The organism is Agromyces humi (assembly GCF_009720255.1).
Taxonomy (GTDB): Bacteria; Actinomycetota; Actinomycetes; order Actinomycetales; family Microbacteriaceae; genus Agromyces; species Agromyces humi.
Genome location: NZ_WJSP02000033.1, coordinates 1 through 18,761 on the forward strand (window position 1 = coordinate 1; position 18,761 = coordinate 18,761).

21 protein-coding genes and 2 tRNA genes are annotated in these 18,761 nt (G+C 70.5%); 12 read left to right on the plus strand and 11 right to left on the minus strand.

All coding sequences use genetic code 11. The annotated features are described in order from the left end of the window. Positions 1–692 (minus strand): hypothetical protein (locus tag GH736_RS05425; RefSeq protein ID WP_159600972.1); only part of this gene is annotated, 692 nt, incomplete at its 3' end. 91 nt (positions 693–783) lie between these two features. Here GH736_RS05425 and GH736_RS05430 point away from each other — a divergent pair. The 3 genes from GH736_RS05430 to GH736_RS05440 are packed head-to-tail and all read left to right on the plus strand — an operon-like array spanning position 784 to position 2,725. Further along, positions 784–1,665, plus strand: coding sequence for an acyl-CoA thioesterase (locus GH736_RS05430; RefSeq protein ID WP_203230652.1), 882 nt, complete (start codon positions 784–786; stop codon positions 1,663–1,665). A gap of 36 nt (positions 1,666–1,701) precedes the next feature. Beyond that, positions 1,702–2,202, plus strand: a complete 501-nt coding sequence (locus GH736_RS05435; protein ID WP_159600974.1) for a QcrA and Rieske domain-containing protein — start codon at positions 1,702–1,704, stop codon at positions 2,200–2,202. A 1-nt stretch (position 2,203) separates the two neighbouring features. Next, complete coding sequence (locus GH736_RS05440; RefSeq protein WP_159600976.1) at positions 2,204–2,725, plus strand: hypothetical protein; 522 nt, start codon at positions 2,204–2,206, stop codon at positions 2,723–2,725. A gap of 2 nt (positions 2,726–2,727) precedes the next feature. Here GH736_RS05440 and GH736_RS05445 read toward each other — a convergent pair whose 3' ends face one another. From GH736_RS05445 to GH736_RS05460, 4 genes are all read right to left on the minus strand, one after another. After that, positions 2,728–3,204, minus strand: coding sequence for an acyl-CoA thioesterase (locus GH736_RS05445; RefSeq protein ID WP_159600978.1), 477 nt, complete (start codon positions 3,202–3,204; stop codon positions 2,728–2,730). Position 3,205: 1 nt separating this feature from the next. Beyond that, positions 3,206–4,888: an energy-dependent translational throttle protein EttA gene (gene ettA, locus GH736_RS05450; RefSeq protein ID WP_159600980.1), complete on the minus strand. Its 1,683-nt coding sequence runs from the start codon at positions 4,886–4,888 to the stop codon at positions 3,206–3,208. Between the two features lie 5 nt (positions 4,889–4,893). After that, positions 4,894–5,382 (minus strand): DUF6993 domain-containing protein, encoded by a 489-nt coding sequence (locus GH736_RS05455; protein ID WP_159600982.1) that lies wholly within the window; start codon positions 5,380–5,382, stop codon positions 4,894–4,896. Between the two features lie 80 nt (positions 5,383–5,462). Continuing rightward, entirely contained in the window at positions 5,463–5,993 is a 531-nt protein-coding gene (locus tag GH736_RS05460) for a single-stranded DNA-binding protein (protein WP_159600984.1), read from the minus strand. A 201-nt stretch (positions 5,994–6,194) separates the two neighbouring features. Here GH736_RS05460 and GH736_RS05465 point away from each other — a divergent pair, with 201 nt between their 5' ends. The 3 genes from GH736_RS05465 (at position 6,195) to GH736_RS05475 (ending at position 8,370) form a co-directional block, all read left to right on the plus strand. Beyond that, on the plus strand, positions 6,195–7,202 hold the full coding sequence (locus GH736_RS05465) for an aldo/keto reductase (protein WP_159600986.1): 1,008 nt from the start codon (positions 6,195–6,197) through the stop codon (positions 7,200–7,202). A gap of 113 nt (positions 7,203–7,315) precedes the next feature. Beyond that, positions 7,316–7,624: a hypothetical protein gene (locus tag GH736_RS05470; protein ID WP_159600988.1), complete on the plus strand. Its 309-nt coding sequence runs from the start codon at positions 7,316–7,318 to the stop codon at positions 7,622–7,624. Between the two features lie 101 nt (positions 7,625–7,725). Beyond that, positions 7,726–8,370 (plus strand): hypothetical protein, encoded by a 645-nt coding sequence (locus GH736_RS05475; RefSeq protein WP_159600990.1) that lies wholly within the window; start codon positions 7,726–7,728, stop codon positions 8,368–8,370. 10 nt (positions 8,371–8,380) lie between these two features. Here GH736_RS05475 and nadE read toward each other — a convergent pair whose 3' ends face one another. Beyond that, a complete protein-coding gene (nadE, locus tag GH736_RS05480; protein WP_159600992.1) occupies positions 8,381–9,202 on the minus strand; it encodes an ammonia-dependent NAD(+) synthetase in 822 nt (273 codons plus the stop codon). Between the two features lie 136 nt (positions 9,203–9,338). Here nadE and GH736_RS05485 point away from each other — a divergent pair, with 136 nt between their 5' ends. The 5 genes from GH736_RS05485 (at position 9,339) to GH736_RS05505 (ending at position 11,865) form a co-directional block, all read left to right on the plus strand. Further along, a complete protein-coding gene (locus tag GH736_RS05485; protein ID WP_159600994.1) occupies positions 9,339–10,559 on the plus strand; it encodes a cation:proton antiporter in 1,221 nt (406 codons plus the stop codon). Between the two features lie 30 nt (positions 10,560–10,589). Then, positions 10,590–10,662, plus strand: a tRNA-Arg gene (locus tag GH736_RS05490). Between the two features lie 65 nt (positions 10,663–10,727). Then, entirely contained in the window at positions 10,728–11,348 is a 621-nt protein-coding gene (orn, locus tag GH736_RS05495) for an oligoribonuclease (protein WP_159600996.1), read from the plus strand. Between the two features lie 43 nt (positions 11,349–11,391). After that, a tRNA-His gene (locus GH736_RS05500) sits at positions 11,392–11,467 on the plus strand. 50 nt (positions 11,468–11,517) lie between these two features. After that, the gene (locus tag GH736_RS05505; RefSeq protein ID WP_159600998.1) at positions 11,518–11,865 is read left to right on the plus strand and encodes a metallopeptidase family protein; all 348 of its coding nucleotides are present in this window, start codon (positions 11,518–11,520) and stop codon (positions 11,863–11,865) included. A 395-nt stretch (positions 11,866–12,260) separates the two neighbouring features. Here GH736_RS05505 and GH736_RS05510 read toward each other — a convergent pair whose 3' ends face one another. The 5 genes from GH736_RS05510 to GH736_RS05530 all read right to left on the minus strand — a co-directional run bounded on the left by GH736_RS05510 (position 12,261) and on the right by GH736_RS05530 (position 18,394). Beyond that, positions 12,261–12,767, minus strand: a complete 507-nt coding sequence (locus tag GH736_RS05510) for a family 43 glycosylhydrolase (RefSeq protein ID WP_159601000.1) — start codon at positions 12,765–12,767, stop codon at positions 12,261–12,263. After that, a complete protein-coding gene (locus tag GH736_RS05515; RefSeq protein ID WP_159601009.1) occupies positions 12,764–15,091 on the minus strand; it encodes a beta-xylosidase/alpha-l-arabinosidase in 2,328 nt (775 codons plus the stop codon). The genes GH736_RS05510 and GH736_RS05515 overlap by 4 nt, the downstream gene beginning before the upstream one ends. Positions 15,092–15,180: 89 nt before the next feature. Beyond that, positions 15,181–16,050, minus strand: coding sequence for a carbohydrate ABC transporter permease (locus GH736_RS05520; protein WP_159601001.1), 870 nt, complete (start codon positions 16,048–16,050; stop codon positions 15,181–15,183). After that, positions 16,047–17,084: a carbohydrate ABC transporter permease gene (locus GH736_RS05525; protein WP_159601003.1), complete on the minus strand. Its 1,038-nt coding sequence runs from the start codon at positions 17,082–17,084 to the stop codon at positions 16,047–16,049. The genes GH736_RS05520 and GH736_RS05525 overlap by 4 nt, the downstream gene beginning before the upstream one ends. 14 nt (positions 17,085–17,098) lie before the next feature. Beyond that, positions 17,099–18,394, minus strand: coding sequence for an ABC transporter substrate-binding protein (locus GH736_RS05530; RefSeq protein ID WP_203230653.1), 1,296 nt, complete (start codon positions 18,392–18,394; stop codon positions 17,099–17,101). A gap of 144 nt (positions 18,395–18,538) precedes the next feature. Here GH736_RS05530 and GH736_RS05535 point away from each other — a divergent pair. After that, positions 18,539–18,761, plus strand: a 223-nt coding sequence (locus GH736_RS05535; RefSeq protein WP_159601005.1) for a MarR family transcriptional regulator, incomplete at its 3' end; no start/stop codon positions are given.

The following is an 18,761-nucleotide window of genomic DNA, read 5'->3' on the forward strand; positions in this document are numbered from 1 at the left end:
AGCGCACCGAGCGCAGCGAGGAACGTCCACGGCTTGCGCCGCACGAGCACGTGCCCGCGCCGGGAGGTGAGGCGGGTCCACGGGCCCGTCTCGAAGAGCCGCACCGGGTCGTCGCCGAGGAAGCCGAGGCTGAAGGCGCCGAACGCCGCTCCCGCGGGCACGTACTCGAGGCCCGGCACGCCGCGACCCCAGACCTCGGAGCGCACGCGCTGCACCAGTTGCTCACCGGTGCCCTCGGGGATGGCGGTGGCGACCTCGTCGATGCCCGCGCGGGCTGCGGCCTCGAGCGTCGCGGCATCCGTCTCGCCAAGTGCCCGCCAGCCGCCCCTGGGCGGCGAGATGCCCGCCCACGTGACCGTGTTCACCTCGGGCGGCCGGGTCATCGTGACGGGGCGGGACTCGTCGTCGTCGGCGAGCTCGGAGCGGGCACGCACGATGCGCTCGACGAGCGACCGCATCGGCACGACCACGTCGAAGTCCTCGGTCTCGAAGAGCGCGAACGTTCGCAGGCCGAGGACCGTGGGACTCTCGTCGAGGATGCCGCGTGGATAGAGGATCGCCGTGTAGACCGCGAGGATGCCCGACCCCGCGACGAGGCGCACCGAACCGTCCTCGACGCGACCGGCGCGCTGCAGGTAGGTGTGCAGGTCACCGAGCGACAGGCTGTCGGCGAGCGTGAGTTGTTGAACCATCTGCTGTCTAAACTACCAAGGGAGCGCCGCCGCCCCCTGACGTCGGCGTCTTCGGCGTCGTCCGGCGGCCGCCCCATGACACGGAGGAACGATGAACGGTCCCATCGACGGCCTGCTGAGCACCCTGAACCTCACCGACACGGGCGCCCGCACCACGGAGGACATCTTCACCGGGCCGTCGCAGTGGATGCCGCTCGGTCGGGTCTTCGGCGGGCAGGTGCTCGCGCAGTCCATCGTCGCCGCCATGCACACCGTGCCGGCCGACCGCACCGTGCATTCGATGCACGGCTACTTCCTGCGACCCGGCGACGTGCAGCATCCCATCACGTTCTCGGTGGACCGGATCCACGACGGGCGGTCGTTCTCCACGCGCCGGACCCAGGCCTACCAGCACGGCGAGCCCATCCTGTCGCTCATCGCCTCGTTCCAGACCCACGACGACGGCGTCGAGCACCAGGTCGACATGCCGCGCGACCTCCCCGAGCCCGAGTCGCTGCCCTCGACCGCCGACGTGCTCGGCCACGTCGACCACGACGTCGCACGCTACTGGTCGAGCGAGCGGGCCTTCGACGTGCGCCACATCCCGTCGCCCGTGTACCTCCGGGTCGACGGCGACCGCGTGCCGCGCCAGGCCGTGTGGATGAAGGCGGTCGGCACGCTCTCCGACGATCCGAAGCAGCACCGCGCGGCGCTCGCGTACGCGAGCGACTACACGATCCTCGAGCCGGTGCTCCGTGCCCACGGCGTGGCGTGGGCGACACCGGGCCTCAAGGTGGCGAGCCTCGACCACGCGATGTGGTGGCACCGCGACGCGCGCGTCGACGAGTGGCTGCTGTACACGCAGGAGTCGCCCTCGGCCAGCGGCGGGCGAGGACTGTCGCTCGGCCGCATCTACACGCGCGAGGGCGTGCTGATCGCGAGCGTCGCCCAGGAGGGCATGGTCCGCGTGCCCGAGCCCGGTGCACACGACTGAACGCCCGTTGCACTCGACTGAACGAAGGAGCAGGCCATGACGACGTCCTCAGACCTCACCAGGCGCACCGTGCTGACGGTCGGATCCGCCGGCGCAGTCGGCGGGGTCCTGGCGCTCGCGGCCTGCGCAGCCGATGTGTCCGACGGCTCGACCCCCTCGTCATCCAAGCCGACGTCGGCACCGCCGAGCGTGACCGATGAGCCCGTCACCGGAGCGACCGGCGCACCCGACGCCCCGGCCGTGGGCGAGGACATCGCCGCCCTCGCCGACGTCCCGGTGGGCGGCAGCATCGACGCCACCATCAACGGCGAACCGGCACTCATCGCGCAGCCGACCGCCGGTCAGGTCGTGGCGTTCAGCGCCATCTGCACGCACCAGGCCTGCGTCGTCGCCGCCGCGGGCGACGAGTTCGACTGCCCGTGTCACGGCTCGAGGTTCGACGCCGCCACGGGCGACGTGCTCAACGGCCCGGCGCTGAAGCCGCTTCCCTCGATCCCGGTCGCGATCTCGGGCGACCGCATCGTCGCGGCCTCCTGACGTGGAGTACACGTTCGCGGGGTTGCCCCTGCACGTCCTCCTCGTGCACGCCGTCATCGTGCTCACGCCGTTGGTCGGCCTGTCGCTCGTCGTCATCGCGGCGTGGCCCGCGGCGCGTCGGGTGCTGTGGATCCCGGTGCTCGTCGCGGCGGCCCTGCTCCTCCCGCTGGGCCTCGTGACGATCGAGGCCGGCGAATGGCTGCAGGCGCGCGTGCCTGCTGCGCCGCTGATCGCCGAGCACACGACGCAGGGCGAGGACATCGTGCCGTGGCTCTGGGCGCTGCTCGTGGTGGCAGTGCTCGTCGCGGCGTGGGCCGTCGTCGAGGGCCTCGCGGCTCGCCGAGCGACGGATGCCGCGCCGCGCCGCCCGTCCAGGGCGATCCGCATCGCCGTGGGGGTCGTGTTGACGGTCGCAGCGGTCGCCGTCACGGTGGGCGCGACCTGGACGATCGTGCGGATCGGGGAGTCGGGGAGCCGCGCCGTGTGGGAGGGCTCGTACAGCGACGTGCCGCTCGACCGCTGAGGTCAGCGCCGCCGGAGGGCGAGCGTCTCGCCCAGGTAGGGCTCCCATGCCGCTCGCTCGCGGTCGGAGATGCGTCGCGGGCGCTCGGTCTCGGTGTCGACGAGCACGATCGTCGTGATCGCACGCGTGTACAGCACCCGCGGATCCACGCCGTCGGGTGAGAACACCTCGTAGCAGACGTCGAGGCTCGCGCCGCCCATGTGACCGATCCAGAGTTCCACGTCGAGCGGCTGGCGCTGGTACGGGATCGGCGCGAGGTACTCGACCTCCTGCCGGGCGATGAGCGTGATCGTGCTCGCGCCCGGCGACGCGTCGATGACCGCGGTCGACGCGCCGACCGCGTGCTCGGGCGTGTCGGTGCTCACCCAGAACGCCTGGATGCGCGCCTCCTCGAGGAGGCTCAGCATGCGGGCGTTGTTCACGTGGCCGTATGCGTCGAGGTCGGACCACCGGAGCGGCGTCGGCACGTGCAGCCGCATGTCAGTCCCTCGTGAGCTTGCGGTACGCCGAGCGGTGCGGCTTGGCCGCATCCGCGCCGAGCCGCTCGATCTTGTTCGCCTCGTACGACTCGAAGTTGCCCTCGAACCAGTGCCAGTACGACGGGTTCTCGTCGGTGCCCTCGTACGCGAGGATGTGCGTCGCGATGCGGTCGAGGAACCACCGGTCGTGGGTGATCACGACGGCGCAGCCCGGGAACTCGAGCAGCGCGTTCTCGAGGCTCGAGAGCGTCTCGACGTCGAGGTCGTTGGTGGGCTCGTCGAGGAGCAGGAGGTTGCCTCCCTGCTTCAGCGTCAACGCGAGGTTCAGCCGGTTGCGCTCCCCACCCGAAAGGATGCCCGCCCGCTTCTGCTGGTCGGGGCCTTTGAAGCCGAAGGTCGACACGTAGGCGCGGCTCGGCACCTCGGTCTTGCCGACCTGGATGTAGTCGAGCCCGTCGGAGACGACCTCCCAGAGGGTCTTGTTGGGGTCGATGCCGCCACGGGACTGGTCGACGTACGAGATCTTGACGGTCTCGCCGACCTTCAGCTTGCCGTCGTCGAGCGGTTCCATGCCGACGATCGTCTTGAAGAGCGTGGACTTGCCGACGCCGTTCGGGCCGATGATGCCCACGATGCCGTTGCGCGGAAGCGTGAAGCTCAGGCCCTCGATGAGCACCCGGTCGCCGAAGCCCTTCTTCAGGCTCTTCGCCTCGAGGACGATGTCGCCCAGGCGCGGGCCCGGCGGGATCTGGATCTCCTCGAAGTCGAGCTTGCGCGTGCGGTCGGCCTCGGCCGCCATCTCCTCGTAGCGGGCGAGGCGCGCCTTCGACTTCGCCTGGCGCCCCTTCGCGTTCGAGCGGACCCAGTCGAGCTCGTCGGCCAGGCGCTTGGCGAGCTTCGCGTCCTTCTTGCCCTGGACGGTGAGACGCTCCTGCTTCTTCTCGAGGTAGGTCGAGTAGTTGCCCTCATAGGGGTAGAGCCGACCGCGGTCGACCTCGCAGATCCACTCGGCGACGTGGTCGAGGAAGTACCGGTCGTGGGTGACGGCGAGCACGGCGCCGGGATACTTGGCGAGGTGCTGCTCGAGCCACAGCACGCTCTCCGCGTCGAGGTGGTTGGTGGGCTCGTCGAGGAGCAGCAGGTCGGGCTTCTGCAGCAGGAGCTTGCAGAGCGCCACGCGACGCTTCTCTCCGCCCGAGAGCACCGAGACCGGCTCGTCGCCCGGCGGGCAGCGCAGCGCGTCCATCGCCTGCTCGAGCTGGGAGTCGAGGTCCCACGCGTCGGCGGCGTCGATGGCCTCCTGCAGCGTGCCCATCTCGGCGAGCAGCGCATCGAAGTCGGCGTCGGGCTCGGCCATCGCGAGCGAGATCTCATTGAAGCGGTCGACCTTCGCCTTGATCGGCCCGACGCCCTCCTGGACGTTCTCGAGCACGGTCTTGGTCTCGTCGAGCACCGGCTCCTGCATGAGGATGCCGACGGAGTAGCCGGGGGTGAGCTTCGCCTCGCCGTTCGAGGGCTGGTCGAGCCCGGCCATGATCTTCAGGATCGTGGACTTTCCGGCGCCGTTGGGACCGACGACACCGATCTTGGCCCCTGGGAGGAACGCCATCGTCACGTCGTCGAGAATGACCTTGTCGCCGACCGCCTTGCGGGCGCGCACCATCGAGTAAATGTAATCCGCCATGTCGCCTACCAGTCTATGGGTCGCGTCTCGCCGACGAGACAGCCGCCGGTGCCGAGCGGCGGGCGAACGGCGCTGTGGTAGCCGCCGGATGCGGGCCCGTACTGTCCCACGAGGCACTCGCCCTGGAACAGCACCGCGAACTGCACCGAGTCGGCCTGCAGGTCGACGGTGGTGCGATCCGCCGTCACCTCCATCTGCGTCTTGTCGAATCCCGCCACGACGAGCGCGTCGATGAAGTCGCGTCCCCCTGCGTCGGCCTTCCCCGTGATCACCGCGGTGTTCACGCTGTCGAAGTACGGCAGGTTCTCCGATGCGGAGAGCTGCGGGCTGAGCGTGGGCGGTGCGCTCGGCGTCGGCCGGGTGGTCGCCGGAGTGCTCGGCGAGGCCGATGCGGAGGGCTGGTCGGGCGGAGAGCCCGTGCAGGCGGCGAGGGCCACAACCAGCGCGGCCCCGGCCAACGCCGAGACCGCGATCCCCGTGACCCGCCGTGCCATCGCTCCCCCTCATCCGGCGGTGCGACCGCCCGAGCCGAGTCTATGGGGTGCCTGCACGGATCGGGCGGTCGCGAATGCCCTCACACGGCACTCGCCAGCTGCGCCTCCTCGGCATCGACCTCGTCGGCGGCGGCGAGGTGTTCGAGGCCCTCATCCGCCACGGATCCGAGACCCGTCGGCGGGGCGACGACCTCGGAACCCGGCCAGGCGCTGGGCTCGGACACGCCGCCGGCCTCCGCGTCGGCCGCGGACTCCCGCCGCACCTTGGTGAGCACGGTGGTGCCCCAGGTGAGGTCGTGGCCGATCGCCTCGGCCTCGATCTCGATGGCCGTGCCCGACTTCTCGCCGTTGTCCCACGCGCGGAGGCGCAGCCGGCCGTGCACGACCACGCGGTCGCCCTTGCGGATGGAGGTCGCCGCGTTGTTCGCGAGCTGGCGGAAGCCCGAGACGGTGTACCAGTTCGTCTCGCCGTCCTCCCAGGCCCCCTTCGCCCGGTCGAAGTAGCGCCGGGTCGATGCGAGCCGGAACGAGGTGATCGCGAGTCCCTGGCTGGTCACGTGGACCCGCGGGTCGTTGCCCACGGCGCCGGTCACGGTGATGGTGTCGGTCATGTCATGCTCCTCGGAGTCTGCGCCGCCGCCGATCGGCGGCTCGCGGCATCCGGAGCTGCTCGTGCCGGACCAGGCCCCGGATGCCGCGTCGCACCAGCATCCCGTCGCGTCGCGGCATCCGGAGCAGGCGCCGATGCAACCTGGGCGACCCGGCCGCAGGCCGGGCCTGTCGAGGACGAGACGCCGCCATAGAGTAGCTGGATGACCTACGTCGCCATTCCGGAACGCTACGACCACATGCGCTACAACCGGGTCGGACGGAGCGGGCTGAAGCTGCCCGCGCTGTCGCTCGGCCTCTGGCACAACTTCGGCCACGACCGGCCATGGGACACGCAGCGCGCGATCGTGCGCCGGGCGTTCGACCTCGGCATCACGCATTTCGACCTCGCGAACAACTACGGCCCGCCCGCCGGCAGCGCCGAGGAGAACTTCGGCCGCATGCTGGCCACCGACCTCGCGCCCTACCGCGACGAGCTCATCGTGTCGTCGAAGGCCGGCTACGACATGTGGCCCGGCCCGTACGGCGACTTCGGCTCGCGCAAGTACCTGCTGTCCTCGCTCGACCAGAGCCTCGGACGCCTCGGGCTCGACTACGTGGACATCTTCTACTCGCACCGCCCCGACCCCGAGACCCCCGTCGAGGAGACCATGGGCGCGCTCGCGAGTGCGGTGCGCCAGGGCAAGGCGCTCTACGTCGGCATCTCGAATTACTCCCCCGAGCAGACGCGCGCCGCCGCAGTCGCCCTCGAGTCCGAGGGGGTGCCGCTGCTCATCCACCAGCCGCGCTACTCGATGTTCGACCGTCACATCGAGGACGGGCTCTTCCCCGTGCTCGAGGAGGTCGGCGCGGCCAGCATCGTGTTCTCACCGCTCGCGCAGGGCCTCCTGACCGATCGCTACCTCTCCGGCGACGTCCCCGCCGACTCCCGGGCCGCGACCAGCCGGTTCCTCTCCGCCGAGAAGATCAGCGACGACTACCTCGAGCGGGTTCGCGGGCTGGATGCGATCGCGAAGGAACGCGGGCAGAGCATCGCGCAACTCGCGCTGTCGTGGGTGCTCCGCGAGCCGCTCGTCGCCAGCGCGCTCATCGGCGCGTCCAGCGTGGCGCAGCTCGAGCAGAACGTGGCCGCGCTCGACGCCGCCCCGCTCGACGCTGAGGAGATCGCCCGGATCGAGCCCTTCGCCGCGCACGGCACCGCGCTCGGCTGACCGGCGCGCCGCCGGGTGACGGCGAATCCCTCCTGCGCACCGCTTCGCGTGTCGGTGGCCGGCCCTAGCCTCGCGTCAGACGCAGGGCCGGCTGCACGACGAAGAGGAGCGACATGTCCACCACCGCGCTCACGGCGACCATGCTCACGGCGACCGTGCTCACCGAGACCCCGCTCACCGAGACCCCGCTCACCGACGCACGCGACAGCATGGCCGCCGTGCGCGGGCTGACGGTCACGGCCGTCGGGCCGGGCCTCTGGCGCGTCTGCCGTGCGCAGGGGCCCGTGCTCGGCCACATCGAACGACGCCGGTACGGCGGGGGCGACCGCTACGTCGCCCGGCGACTGGTCGGTGGCGGCATCCGCTCGATGGAGCTCGGCGAGTTCTGGTCGGCGACGGATGCCGCGGAGTGCTTCCGCTGACGACCGCGCGCGGTCCCCGACTCTCGTCGGCGGGCCGCCCGGTTGCTGCCACGCCGTCGCGCCTCGGCCGACGCGCCCCGCACCACGGGTAGCCTGCGCTCATGCAGTGGTGGAACGATCTCATCTCCTGGCTCACCTCGAGCGCGGCGCGGCCGACCGTCTACGCGGGCCTCGTGCTCTTCGTCGCGGTCCTCGCAGCCGGGCTCCTCGCCGCGTGGATCGCGTCCGCCGCGATCCGCCGCGTGGTCGCGCAGCGCGACCGTGAGGCGAAGACGGCAGCGATCGCCGCGCTCGTCGACGCGGCAACCGAAGCCTCGGTGTGGAACTCGCTCACGCCGCAGGAGCAGGTGCTCGCCGACCGCACCGTCGGCCAGGCCGACATCCTGGTGCGGCTGCTGCCGATCCGCGGCTCCGATGTGGCCGCGAACTGGGCCGCCCACCAGTTGCACGAGCTGAAGCGGGCCTCCGCCACGTTCGGCTACCAGCTCGATCCCGCCGTCGTGGAATTCCGTGATCGCATGCTCGACTGGGAGCGTCGCCCTTCACGGGCACGCAAGCAGTTCCAGAACGACCTGGTGCGTTGGCGCACACAGCGGCAGGAGCCCGAGGTCGTCGCCGTCGAGGCCCAGGACGCCTGGGTCGCCGAGCAGCACCACGAGCGCTATCAGTCGGCCGCGACGATCGACGCGGGCGCCCGCTCGACCGACACGGCGCCGACGCCGACGCTCGACGACGCGCGCGCCTGAGGCGCGACCCTCAGATCCACCAGTCGTCGAACATCGACACCGGCACGGCGCGCTTGTGGCGCGTCTGGAGGAAGCGCGCCTCGATGCGCTCGGCGATCTCGGGATCGATGTCCTCGCCCTCGAGATAGGCGTCGATGTCGTGGTACTTGAGGCCGAGGTTCGCCTCGTCGGTCTGGCCGGGGTTCTCGTCGAGGAGATCCGCCGTCGGCACCTTCTGGTGCAGCTGCTCGGGCGCTTCCAGGTGGCGCAGCATCACGCGCCCCTGTCGCTTGGTCAGGCCGGTGAGCGGCAGGATGTCTGCGCCGCCGTCGCCGTACTTGGTGAAGAACCCGGTGACGGCCTCGGCGGCGTGATCGGTGCCCACGACGAGCAGCCCGTGCTCGCCGGCGAGGGCGTACTGCGCCACCATGCGCATGCGGGCCTTGACGTTGCCCTTGCCGAAGTCGCTGATCGGCTCCCCGAGCGCGTCCTCGAACTCGGCGGCGAGGCCGTCGACGCCGCGCTTGATGTTGAACACGACGGTCTCGGGCGGCCGGATGTAGTCGAGTGCCGCCTGCGCGTCGGCCTCGTCGCGCTGGACGCCGTACGGGAGACGAACCGCGACGAAGCGGGTCGGCTGGCCCTCGGCGACGAGTTCCTCGGCGGCCATCCGGCACAAGAATCCGGCGAGCGTCGAGTCCTGCCCGCCGCTGATGCCGAGCACGAACCCCTTCGCACCCGTCGTGCGGACGTAGGTCTTCAGGAAGTCGATCCGAGCACGCACCTGCTCGGCGGGGTCGATGGTGGGGCTGACGTTCAGTTCCGCGATGATTCTCGCCTGCAGGTCGCGCATGCCTCGACGATACCGCCGCGATGTTTCGCCGAGGCAACATCGACGTCGTCGTCGCGCCCGCGTCGACCCCTAGGGCCCCGCTCCGCTAGCATCGCGGCAGGCGCCGGTCGGTTGCGCCGGAACCGGGGGTGCGACCATGGACGTGTCGATCGGCACGCTGGTGCTGGTGCCGGCCATCGCGGTGGCGGCACCCCTGCTCGTCCGGGGCCTCGCACGCTGGGTGGCGATCCCGCTCGTCGTCTTCGAGATCCTGCTCGGCCTGCTGCTGGGCCCGGCCGTCCTCGGCTGGATCGTGCCCGACGACTTCGTGCAGTTCCTCTCCGAGTTCGGGCTGGCGATGCTCTTCTTCCTTGCCGGCAACGAGATCGACTTCGCCGCGATCCGCGGGCGCCCGATCACCCGGGCGGCGATCGGTTGGATCATCTCCCTCGTCGCCGCCTTCAGCATCGCCGTGACATTCGCCATCCACCCGTCGGCTGCAGTGTTCATCGCCATCGCATTGACCTCGACCGCACTCGGCACGATCATGCCGGTGCTCCGCGACTCGGGTGACCTGAAGACGCCGTTCGGCGTGGCGGTCATCGCGCTCGGCGCGGTCGGCGAGTTCGGGCCGCTCCTCGCCATCTCGATCTTCCTCGGCGGCCGATCGCCGCTCGTCGGGGCGCTGGTGCTCGCCGGGTTCGCGCTCGTCGCGGCCGCCGCCATCTGGATGGCGGCGCGGGGCGTCGGCCGCCGGATGCACCGGATCATCACCGCCACCCTGCATACGAGTGGCCAGTTCGCCGTGCGTCTCGTCGTGCTGGTGCTCGTCGCGCTCGTCGCGCTGAGCGTCATCCTCGACCTCGACATGCTGCTCGGCGCGTTCACCGCGGGCGTGCTCTATCGACTGCTCCTCTCGGGCGCCCCTCGGCCCGACGTCGAGATCGTCGAGGGCAAGATCGAAGCGCTGGGCTACGGATTCCTCGTGCCGATCTTCTTCATCTACACCGGCGTGACGTTCGACCTCGCGGCCCTCTTCGCCAACCCGTGGACGATGGCCCTCCTCCTGCTCGGCGTCGTGATGCTCCTCGTGGTCCGCGGGCTGCCGTCGCTGCTCGCCGCACCGCGCGGCTCCAGCCGCCGTGACCTCGTCGCGACCGCCTTCTTCGGAGCCACCGGGTTGCCGATCATCGTCGCCGTGACCGCCATCGGCGTCGATCAGGGCGACCTCCCGACCGGCACCGCCGCCGCGCTCGTCGGTGCCGGGATGGTCTCGGTGCTGGCGTTCCCGCTCGTGGCGCTGACGGTGCGTGGGCGTGCGCCGGTGCCGGGCGCACGCGCGGAAGGCGACGACGTCGAGGTGCCCACCGAGGGCTGATCAACGTCGCCCGCTATGCTTGCGGGGTCGGCCCCCGTAGCTCAGCGGATAGAGCAGCAGCCTTCTAATCTGTCGGTCGCAGGTTCGATTCCTGCCGGGGGCACCGTGGTGGGCCTTGGCGGCCCTGTCCGGCCGTGTGCTGTCCGACGGCCCCGGTAGACTCGCGGCATGGCAACCCCGAGCGACCGTCTGGTCTGGATCGACTGCGAGATGACGGGCCTCGACCTCGAGGCCGACGAACTCGTCGAGATCGCAGTCGTGATCACCGACTACGACCTCAACCCCGTGGATCCGGGGCTCAGCATCGTGATCAAGCCCGATGCGAGCGCCCTCGAGAACATGGGCGAGTTCGTGCGCGCGATGCACACCGAGTCGGGCCTGATCGAGGAGATCCCCAACGGCGTGAGCGTCGCCGAGGCCGAGTACGAGGTGCTGGAATACGTGCTGAAGCACGTGCCCGAAGAGCAGAAGGCGCCGCTGGCCGGCAACTCCATCGGCACCGACCGGTCGTTCATCGCCAAGTTCATGCCGCGACTCGACGCGCACCTGCACTATCGCAACGTCGACGTCTCCTCGATCAAGGAGCTCGCGAAGCGCTGGTTCCCGCGGGCGTACTTCAACTCCCCCGCGAAGAACGGCGGTCACCGCGCCCTCGCGGACATCCTCGAGTCCATCCGCGAGCTGCACTACTACCGCCGAGCGATCTTCGTGGCGGAGCCGGGCCCCTCGAGCCACGACCTCCAGGCGCTCGCGGCCACCGTGGTGGACGAGTTCGACGCCAAGGTGTAGTAGTCTCTTTGAGTTGCCTGATCGCCCCGGCGGTCGACACATGGTGGGTATAGCTCAGTTGGTAGAGCGCCTGGTTGTGGTCCAGGAGGTCGCGGGTTCAAGCCCCGTTACTCACCCCAAAGTCTTCTTCTCCCGCCTCCGATCGGGGCCGTCACGGATCGGAGCAGTCGTGGAACTCGATGCCGAGGCTTTCGAGGCGATCGTCGTCGATGAGCTCGACCTGCTCCCCGACGACATGATCGACGGCCTCGACAACGTCGTGTTCGTCGTGGAGGACCGCCCCGAGGACGGCTCCCTCGACCTGCTCGGTCTCTACGACGGCTACGCGCTGACCGAGCGCGACCGTTACGGCATGGGTGAGATGCCCGACCGCATCATCCTCTACCGTGAACCGTTGCTCGCGATCGTCGCGGACGAGCGCGAACTCCGCGACGAGATCCACATCACCCTCGTGCACGAGATCGCGCACTTCTACGGGATCGACGACGACCGGCTGCACGAGCTGGGCTGGGCGTGAACCCGCCCGGGTTACGCTGACTCCATGGTTTCCCCCGGCCGGATCACCGGCATCGTCGTCGGCGCGCTCGCCATCCTCGGTCTCGGCGTGTACGGGCCCGCGATGCTCCTCGGCCCCCTCCCCGAGGTGACGGTCGATGTGGATGCCGCGAGCGCCGCGGCAACCGAGGTCCCGCCGGTGACGCTGCCCGAGGGTGGTGCCAGCGCCCTCGCGGTCGTCGCCGATGACGGGACCGGCGAGGTGGTCGCGACCGCCGGCGACCCGGCTGCGGTGCCGATCGGCGGTGCCGCCAAGATGGTGACGCTGCTCGTCACCCTCGACTCGCTGCCCCTGTCTGCGGGTGTCGCCGGGCCTGCGATCCCCATCGGCCCCGAGGACTACACCGACTACCTGCGCTACTCGGGCGAGGGCTCTCGCGCACTGCAGGTGTCGCCCGGCGAGACGTGGTCCGAGCGCGACGTCGTTCGCGCGGTCCTCCTCGCCTCCAGCAACAACCACGCCCGCCCGTCGTCGAACAGGATGGACGGGTCGATTCCGGGAGCGTCGTCGATCCACGCCGGGTCCGACCATGGTCCGGAAGGATCCGTCGCGGTGACCACGAAGCTGCCCTGCCGGCCCTCGCCGCCGACCAGGGTGCAGGCCACGAAGAACCGGCCGTCGTGGTGGCGGATCGTCGGCGCGAAGAGCCCGCCGGACGCCGCCACCGACGACAGGTCGAGTTGCTCCTCGCGGTGCACCGCGTGGCCCACGAGCTCCCACTCGACGAGGTCACGGGACCGGTGCACGGGCAGGCCGGGGAAGTACTCGAACGTCGAGGTCACCACGAAGAACTCGTCGCCCACCCGGCAGATGCTGGGATCGGGGTGGAACCCCGGCAGCACCGGGTTGCGTGCGGCGGTCACGGCGATCGGGGGCCGATCGGCTGGGCGGACCACAGCGGGTGCAGGGCCCGGGTGTGGTCGACGACGCGCACCGGCCCAGCGAGCTCGACGGTCGCCTGCAGCGGCAGGTCGGCGCTCGAACGCCCGAAGCCCAAAACGAGCGAGCCCGGTTCGACGATGCGGCGACCGTCGCGCCCGGTGAACGCGGCGAGGTCGGCCGGCACCTCGACGTCGAGGCGGACGGATGCCCCGGGCCCGAGTTCGACGCGCTCGAACCCGATCAGCCGCTGCACCGGCCGCACGACCGAGGCCACCGGGTCATGCAGGTACAGCTGCACGATCTCGGCGCCGGCACGGTCGCCGGTGTTCTCCACCGTGAGCGACAGCCGCAGCGAGCCGTCGGTGGACGCCTCGACGGCCTCCACCTGCAGGTCGCGCCACGCGAACGACGTGTACCCGAGCCCGTGTCCGAACGGATACCGGGCGGTCGGGTCGATGTTCGACACGCCGTTGCTGCGCGCGAGCGTCGACGCCAGGTAGCTCGACGGCTGTGCGCCCGGGGTGGCCGGCACGCTGACGGGCAGCCGCCCGCTCGGGTTCACCCGTCCCGAGAGGATGTCCGCCACGGCGCGAGTGCCCTCCTCGCCCGGGAAGAACGCCTGCACGATGCCGGCGGCGCGCTCGGGCGCCGTGCCGAGCACGTACGGGCGACCGGCGAGCAGCGTGAGCACCGTGGGAGTGCCGGCGTCGAGCACGGCCTCGAGCAGCGCTCCCTGCGCACCCGGCAGGTCCAGGCTCTCCGCATCGCAGCCCTCGCCGCTGGTGCCCCGGCCGAAGAGGCCGGCCCGGTCGCCGAGGGCCAGCACCACCAGGTCGGCGGATGCCGCGAGCTCGACGGCGTGCGGGATGCCGTCGATCTCGGCACCGTCGATCGAGGTGCCCGCTGCCAGCGCGATCTCGCTGTCGGGGAACTCGGCGCGCAGGGCCTCGACGAGCGTGGGCAGTTCGATGCCGAGGCCGCTCTCGGGGTGATGCACGCCGACGTGCGTGGGGAACGCGTAGCAGCCGAGCACGGCGAGCGGGTCGTCGGCCGTCGGACCGATCACCGCGATGCGGCCGGGGGCGGCCACGGGCAGCGTGCCGTCGTTGTGCAGCAGCACGATCGCCTGCTCGGCGATCCGACGGGCGAGCTCGCGGTTCTCCACGGGGTCGAGGTCGATCGTGCCCTTCGCGGCGCTCGCCGCCGGCGGCGCCGCCGGGTCGTCGAGCAGGCCGAGCTCGACCTTCTGCACGAGCACGCGCAGCAGCGCCCGGTCGATGACGGCCTCGTCGACGCGGCCGTCGGCCACGGCCCGCACGAGCGGTTCGCCGAACGCGTGCACGGTGGGCAGCTCCACGTCGATGCCCGCCTCGAGCGCGGCCGCGGCCGCCTCGCCGAGGTCGCCGGCCGTGCCGTGCAGGGTCTGGAGGAACGCGACGGAGAAGTAGTCGGCGACCACGGTGCCGTCGAAGCCCCAGGTCTCGCGCAGGAGTCCGGTGAGCAGGCCGCGGTCGGCGGCGGTGGGCACGCCGTCCAGGTCGGTGTAGGCGTTCATCACGGAACGCGGCGCCGCCTCGCGCACGACCATCTCGAAGGGCGGCAACAGCACGTCGGCGAGCTCCCGTGCCCCCACGGAGACGGGTGCCAGGTTGCGGCCCGCCCGCGACGCCGAGTAGCCGACGAAGTGCTTGAGGGTCGAGACGATCCCGGATGCCTCGAGCCCGCGCACGTACGCCGCGCCGACCGTGCCGACGAGGTAGGGGTCCTCGCCCATGGTCTCCTCGACACGGCCCCATCGGGCGTCGCGCACCACGTCGAGCACCGGGGCCAGTCCCTGGTGCACGCCGACGGATCGCATGTCCGTGCCGATGCGGCGGGCCATCTGCTCGATGAGCCCCGGGTCGAAGGTCGCGCCCCACGACAGCGGCACCGGATAGGCGGTGGCACCGTGGGCGGCGAAGCCGGCCAGGCATTCCTCGTGCACGAGCGCAGGGATGCCGAATCGGCTCGAGGCGACGATGCGCTCCTGCAGTCGGGCGAGCGACTGCGCGCCGACCGCCGCGTCGACCGGTGCGGTGCCGAACGCCCGGGTGACCTGTCCGAGTCCCTTGGGGAGCAGGGCATCCAGGTCGACGTCGCCGGTCATCTCGTGCTGGTGCGGCGCCACGTCGGCGCCGTCGGCCGAGGCCCCCATCCAGATGCCGTAGAGCTGGGCGATCTTCTCCTCGAGGGTGAGCTCGGCCATCAGGGCGGTCGCGCGGGCGGTCGGGGTCAACGACCGGTCGCGCCACGGGGCATCCGTCATCGTGCGGTCGATCGCGGCATCCGTCGTCGACGTGGCATCCGCCGTCGCGGCATCCGTCGTCGTGGACTGGATCGACGTCATCGGCTCGGTCATCCCTTCACCGCCCCGGTGAGGCCGCCGACGATGCGGCGCTCGAAGATGCTGAAGAAGATGAGGGCGGGAATCATCGACAGCGAGGTGAAGGCGAGCACCTTGGCGGTGTCCACCGAGTACTGCGAGGCGAACGCCTGCACGCCGAGCGGCAGCGTGAACGAGTCCTCGTTGTTCAGGATGAACAGCGGCAGGATGTAGCTGTTCCAGCTCGCGATGAAGGCGAGGATGCCGACAGTGATGACGCCGGGCAGGGCCAGCGGCACCACCATGCGCCAGAAGAACCCGAGCCGCGAGGCGCCGTCGATGGAGGCGGCCTCCTCGATCTCGTCGGGGATGGCGCGCAGGAACGGCACGAGGATGATGATCGTCGTCGGCAGGGCGAAGGCGATCTGGGGCAGGATGATGCCGGCCAGCGAGTTCATCAGGCCGAGGTTGCGCACCACGATGTACAGGGGCGTGATGGCCACCGTCATCGGGAACATCAGGCCCGCGGCGAAGAGTGCGTAGAGCAGCCCGCGCGCCTTGAACTGGTATCGCGCGAGCACGTAGCTGGCCATGAGGCCGAGCGCGACGACCCCGATCGTCGTGACGACGGCGGCCACCGTGGAGTTGGCCACCTCACCCCAGAAGGTCGTGCTGCTGAGCACTCCGGCGTAGTTCTTCGTCACCCAGGGGTCGGGCATGCCCGAGGGGTCGGCGGTGATCTGCGAGTTGGCGCGGAAGCCGCCGATGATGATGTAGAGGATCGGCGCCAGCATGAGCGCGACGACGACGAGGGCGCCGAAGTAGATGGCGGGGCTGCCCCAGGGCAGCCGGCCGTTGCGCGGTCGTCTGGCCCGTGGGATGGCGATGGCCGAGGCGGTCATGGCTCGCTCCGTTCGGTGAGGGCGCCGGCCGTGTCACGGCGCAGCACGAAGCGCTGGTAGACGAGGGCGACGACGAGTGAGATGAGGAAGAGCACGACCGCGACCGCGTTGCCGTAGCCGTAGTTGCCGGCGTTGCGGCCGTTGGCCACCATGTACGTCGCCATGGTCGAGGTGCCCGCGGTCGAGGCGATGTACTGGCCCCAGATGATGTAGACGAGGTCGAAGAGCTGCAGCGATCCGATGATCGACAGGAACGCCCAGATGCGCAGGGTCGGTCCGAGCAGCGGGAGGGTGATCCGTCGCTGGATCTGCCAGTAGGAGGCGCCGTCGATCTGCGCGGCCTCGGTGAGCTCCTGCGGGATGCCCTGGAGCCCGGCGAGGAAGAGGATGACGGCGAAGCCGATGTACTTCCAGGTGATGATCCCGAGGAGGGTCCAGATCGCCAGGTCGGGATTCGAGAGCCAGTCCTGGGTGAAGGCGCCCAGGCCGACCTTGTCGAGCAGCCCGTTGAGGGCGCCGTCGGACTGGAGCATCAGGCTCCAGCCGGTGCCGACCACGACCTCGGCGATGACGTACGGCACGAAGATGAGCACGCGGATCAGGGACTGCCCGCGCATCGGGCGATTGAGCAGCAGGGCCAGCAGCAGCGCGATCGGGCCCTGGAGCACGAGCGACATCACGACGATGACGAGGTTGTGCCAGAGGGCTTCCTGGAACGTCGGGTCCTGGAAGATCGTGACGTAGTTCTGCAGTCCGATGAAGTCGGTGGGCGGGCCGTAGCCCTTCCACTTGAAGAAGCCGTAGTAGCCGGCCATGACGACCGGGAAGATGACGAACCCGAGGAAGATCACGAGGGCCGGGCCGACGAGCACGGCGATCTCGAGGACCTTCCGCCAGTCGCGCCGGCTGCGACGCGCGACCGGGGCCGGCGCGTCGCCGGCCCGGCGCAGGGCCGGGGACGAGAGCTCGTCCCCGGCCCGCACGTCGTCCGCCGGGGCTCGCCTCGGTGCGGGGGAGCTGGTGCGAACGTTCATGGTGCGAGAGCCTCTCAGCCCTTCTTGATGGCGTCTTCGACGGCGTCGACGATGCCCTGGGCGTCGCCCTTGCCGGCGAGCAGGTCGACGACGCCCACGTTGAGCGCGTTGCCGACGTTCTGGCCGAGCAGCGTGTCGAGCCACACCGAGACGTACGGCGCGTCGTTGTACGAGGCGAGGACCTCCTGCAGCGCCGGGTCGGTCACGACGCCCTGGGCGTCCTTGTTCGCCGGCAGGGTGACGAACGCGTCGGCGTAGCCCTCCTGCTGCTCCTTCTGCGAGGCGAACTCGAGGAACTCGGCGCACTCCTTGGGTGCGTCGACGTAGCAGCTGTAGCCGTCGACGCCGCCCATCATCGCGCCCTCGCCGCCGTCGCCGCCGTCGACGGCCGGGAAGGGGAACCAGCCGAGGTCGGGGAGCGGCTTCTCGTCAGGCGTGAGCGAGGCGATCACTCCCGGGTCCCACGCGCCCATGAGCTCCATGGCGGCCTTGTGGTTGGCGACGAGTCCGGCGGACGAGCCGGCACCCTGCTGCGCGGAGGTGGTGAGGAAGCCCTCGTTGTACGGCTCGGTCGCGGCGAAGTCGGCGAGGTCCTCGCCGGCGCGCAGGAAGCACTCGTCGGAGAAGCTCGGGTCGGTCGCGAGCGCGGCGACGACGTCCTCGGAGCACTCCCGCAGCACGAAGAAGTAGTACCAGTGGGCTGCGGGCCACGCGTCCTTGGCGCCGAGCGCGATGGGAGCGACGCCGGCGGCCTTGAGCTTGTCGACGTCCTCGCTCAGCTCGTCGAAGGTGGTGGGGGGTGCGGTGATGCCGGCCTGGGCGAACAGGTCCTTGCTGTAGTAGATGCCGCCGGGCAGCACCGACGACGGCACGCCGTAGATCTTGTCGTCGACCGAGAGGGCGGCGAGTGAGGCGTCGCCGAGGGCGGTCTTGGTGTCATCGGAGAGCTGGTCGGTGAGGTCCTGCACCTGGCCGGCCTCGACGACGGCTGCGAGCTTGCCGCCGCCGCGTGCCATGAAGATGTCGGGCGCGTCGCCCGAGTTGAGGGCGGTCTGGAGCTTGCCGTCCATGTCCTCGTTCTGGATGGACTGGATCTTGATGTCGACGCCCGGGTGCTCGGCCTCGAAGTCCTTCGCGGTCTGCTCCCAATAGGCCTTGCCGGGGCCGGTGGTCGAGTTGTGCCAGAAGTTCAGCTCGGTCGAGCCGTCGCCCGAGTCGTCACCTCCGGCCGCGCACCCCGCGAGGGTGCCGACGGCGAGTGCGGCCACGGCTCCCAGCGTGACGAGCCGTGACATGCTGCGTCTGTTCATCTTTGAACCTCTCGAAAGTTTCGACGACTACGTCGAAAGTGATCTGGACGCCTCGAATAGTACGTGGGTTCGCATTTGGGGTCAAGCGCAACAAATTGGGCGCGCCGCCGCAACGCCGGATCGACGCGCCCCTAGAGTGGTCGCGTGGCAGACCGGCCGGGAACCTTCGACGGCGTCCATCGTCGAAACCTCTCGAAACTCCTCGCGCTCGTGCACCTCGAGGGGCCGCTCTCGCGCGCCCGCCTCACCGCGGCGACCGGACTCAACCGCTCCACGGTGGCCGCCCTCGCCGGTGAGCTCGTCGACGCGGGCCTCGTGGAGGAGCGGGCGCCCGACCCGACCAACCGCGTGGGCCGGCCCTCGCCCG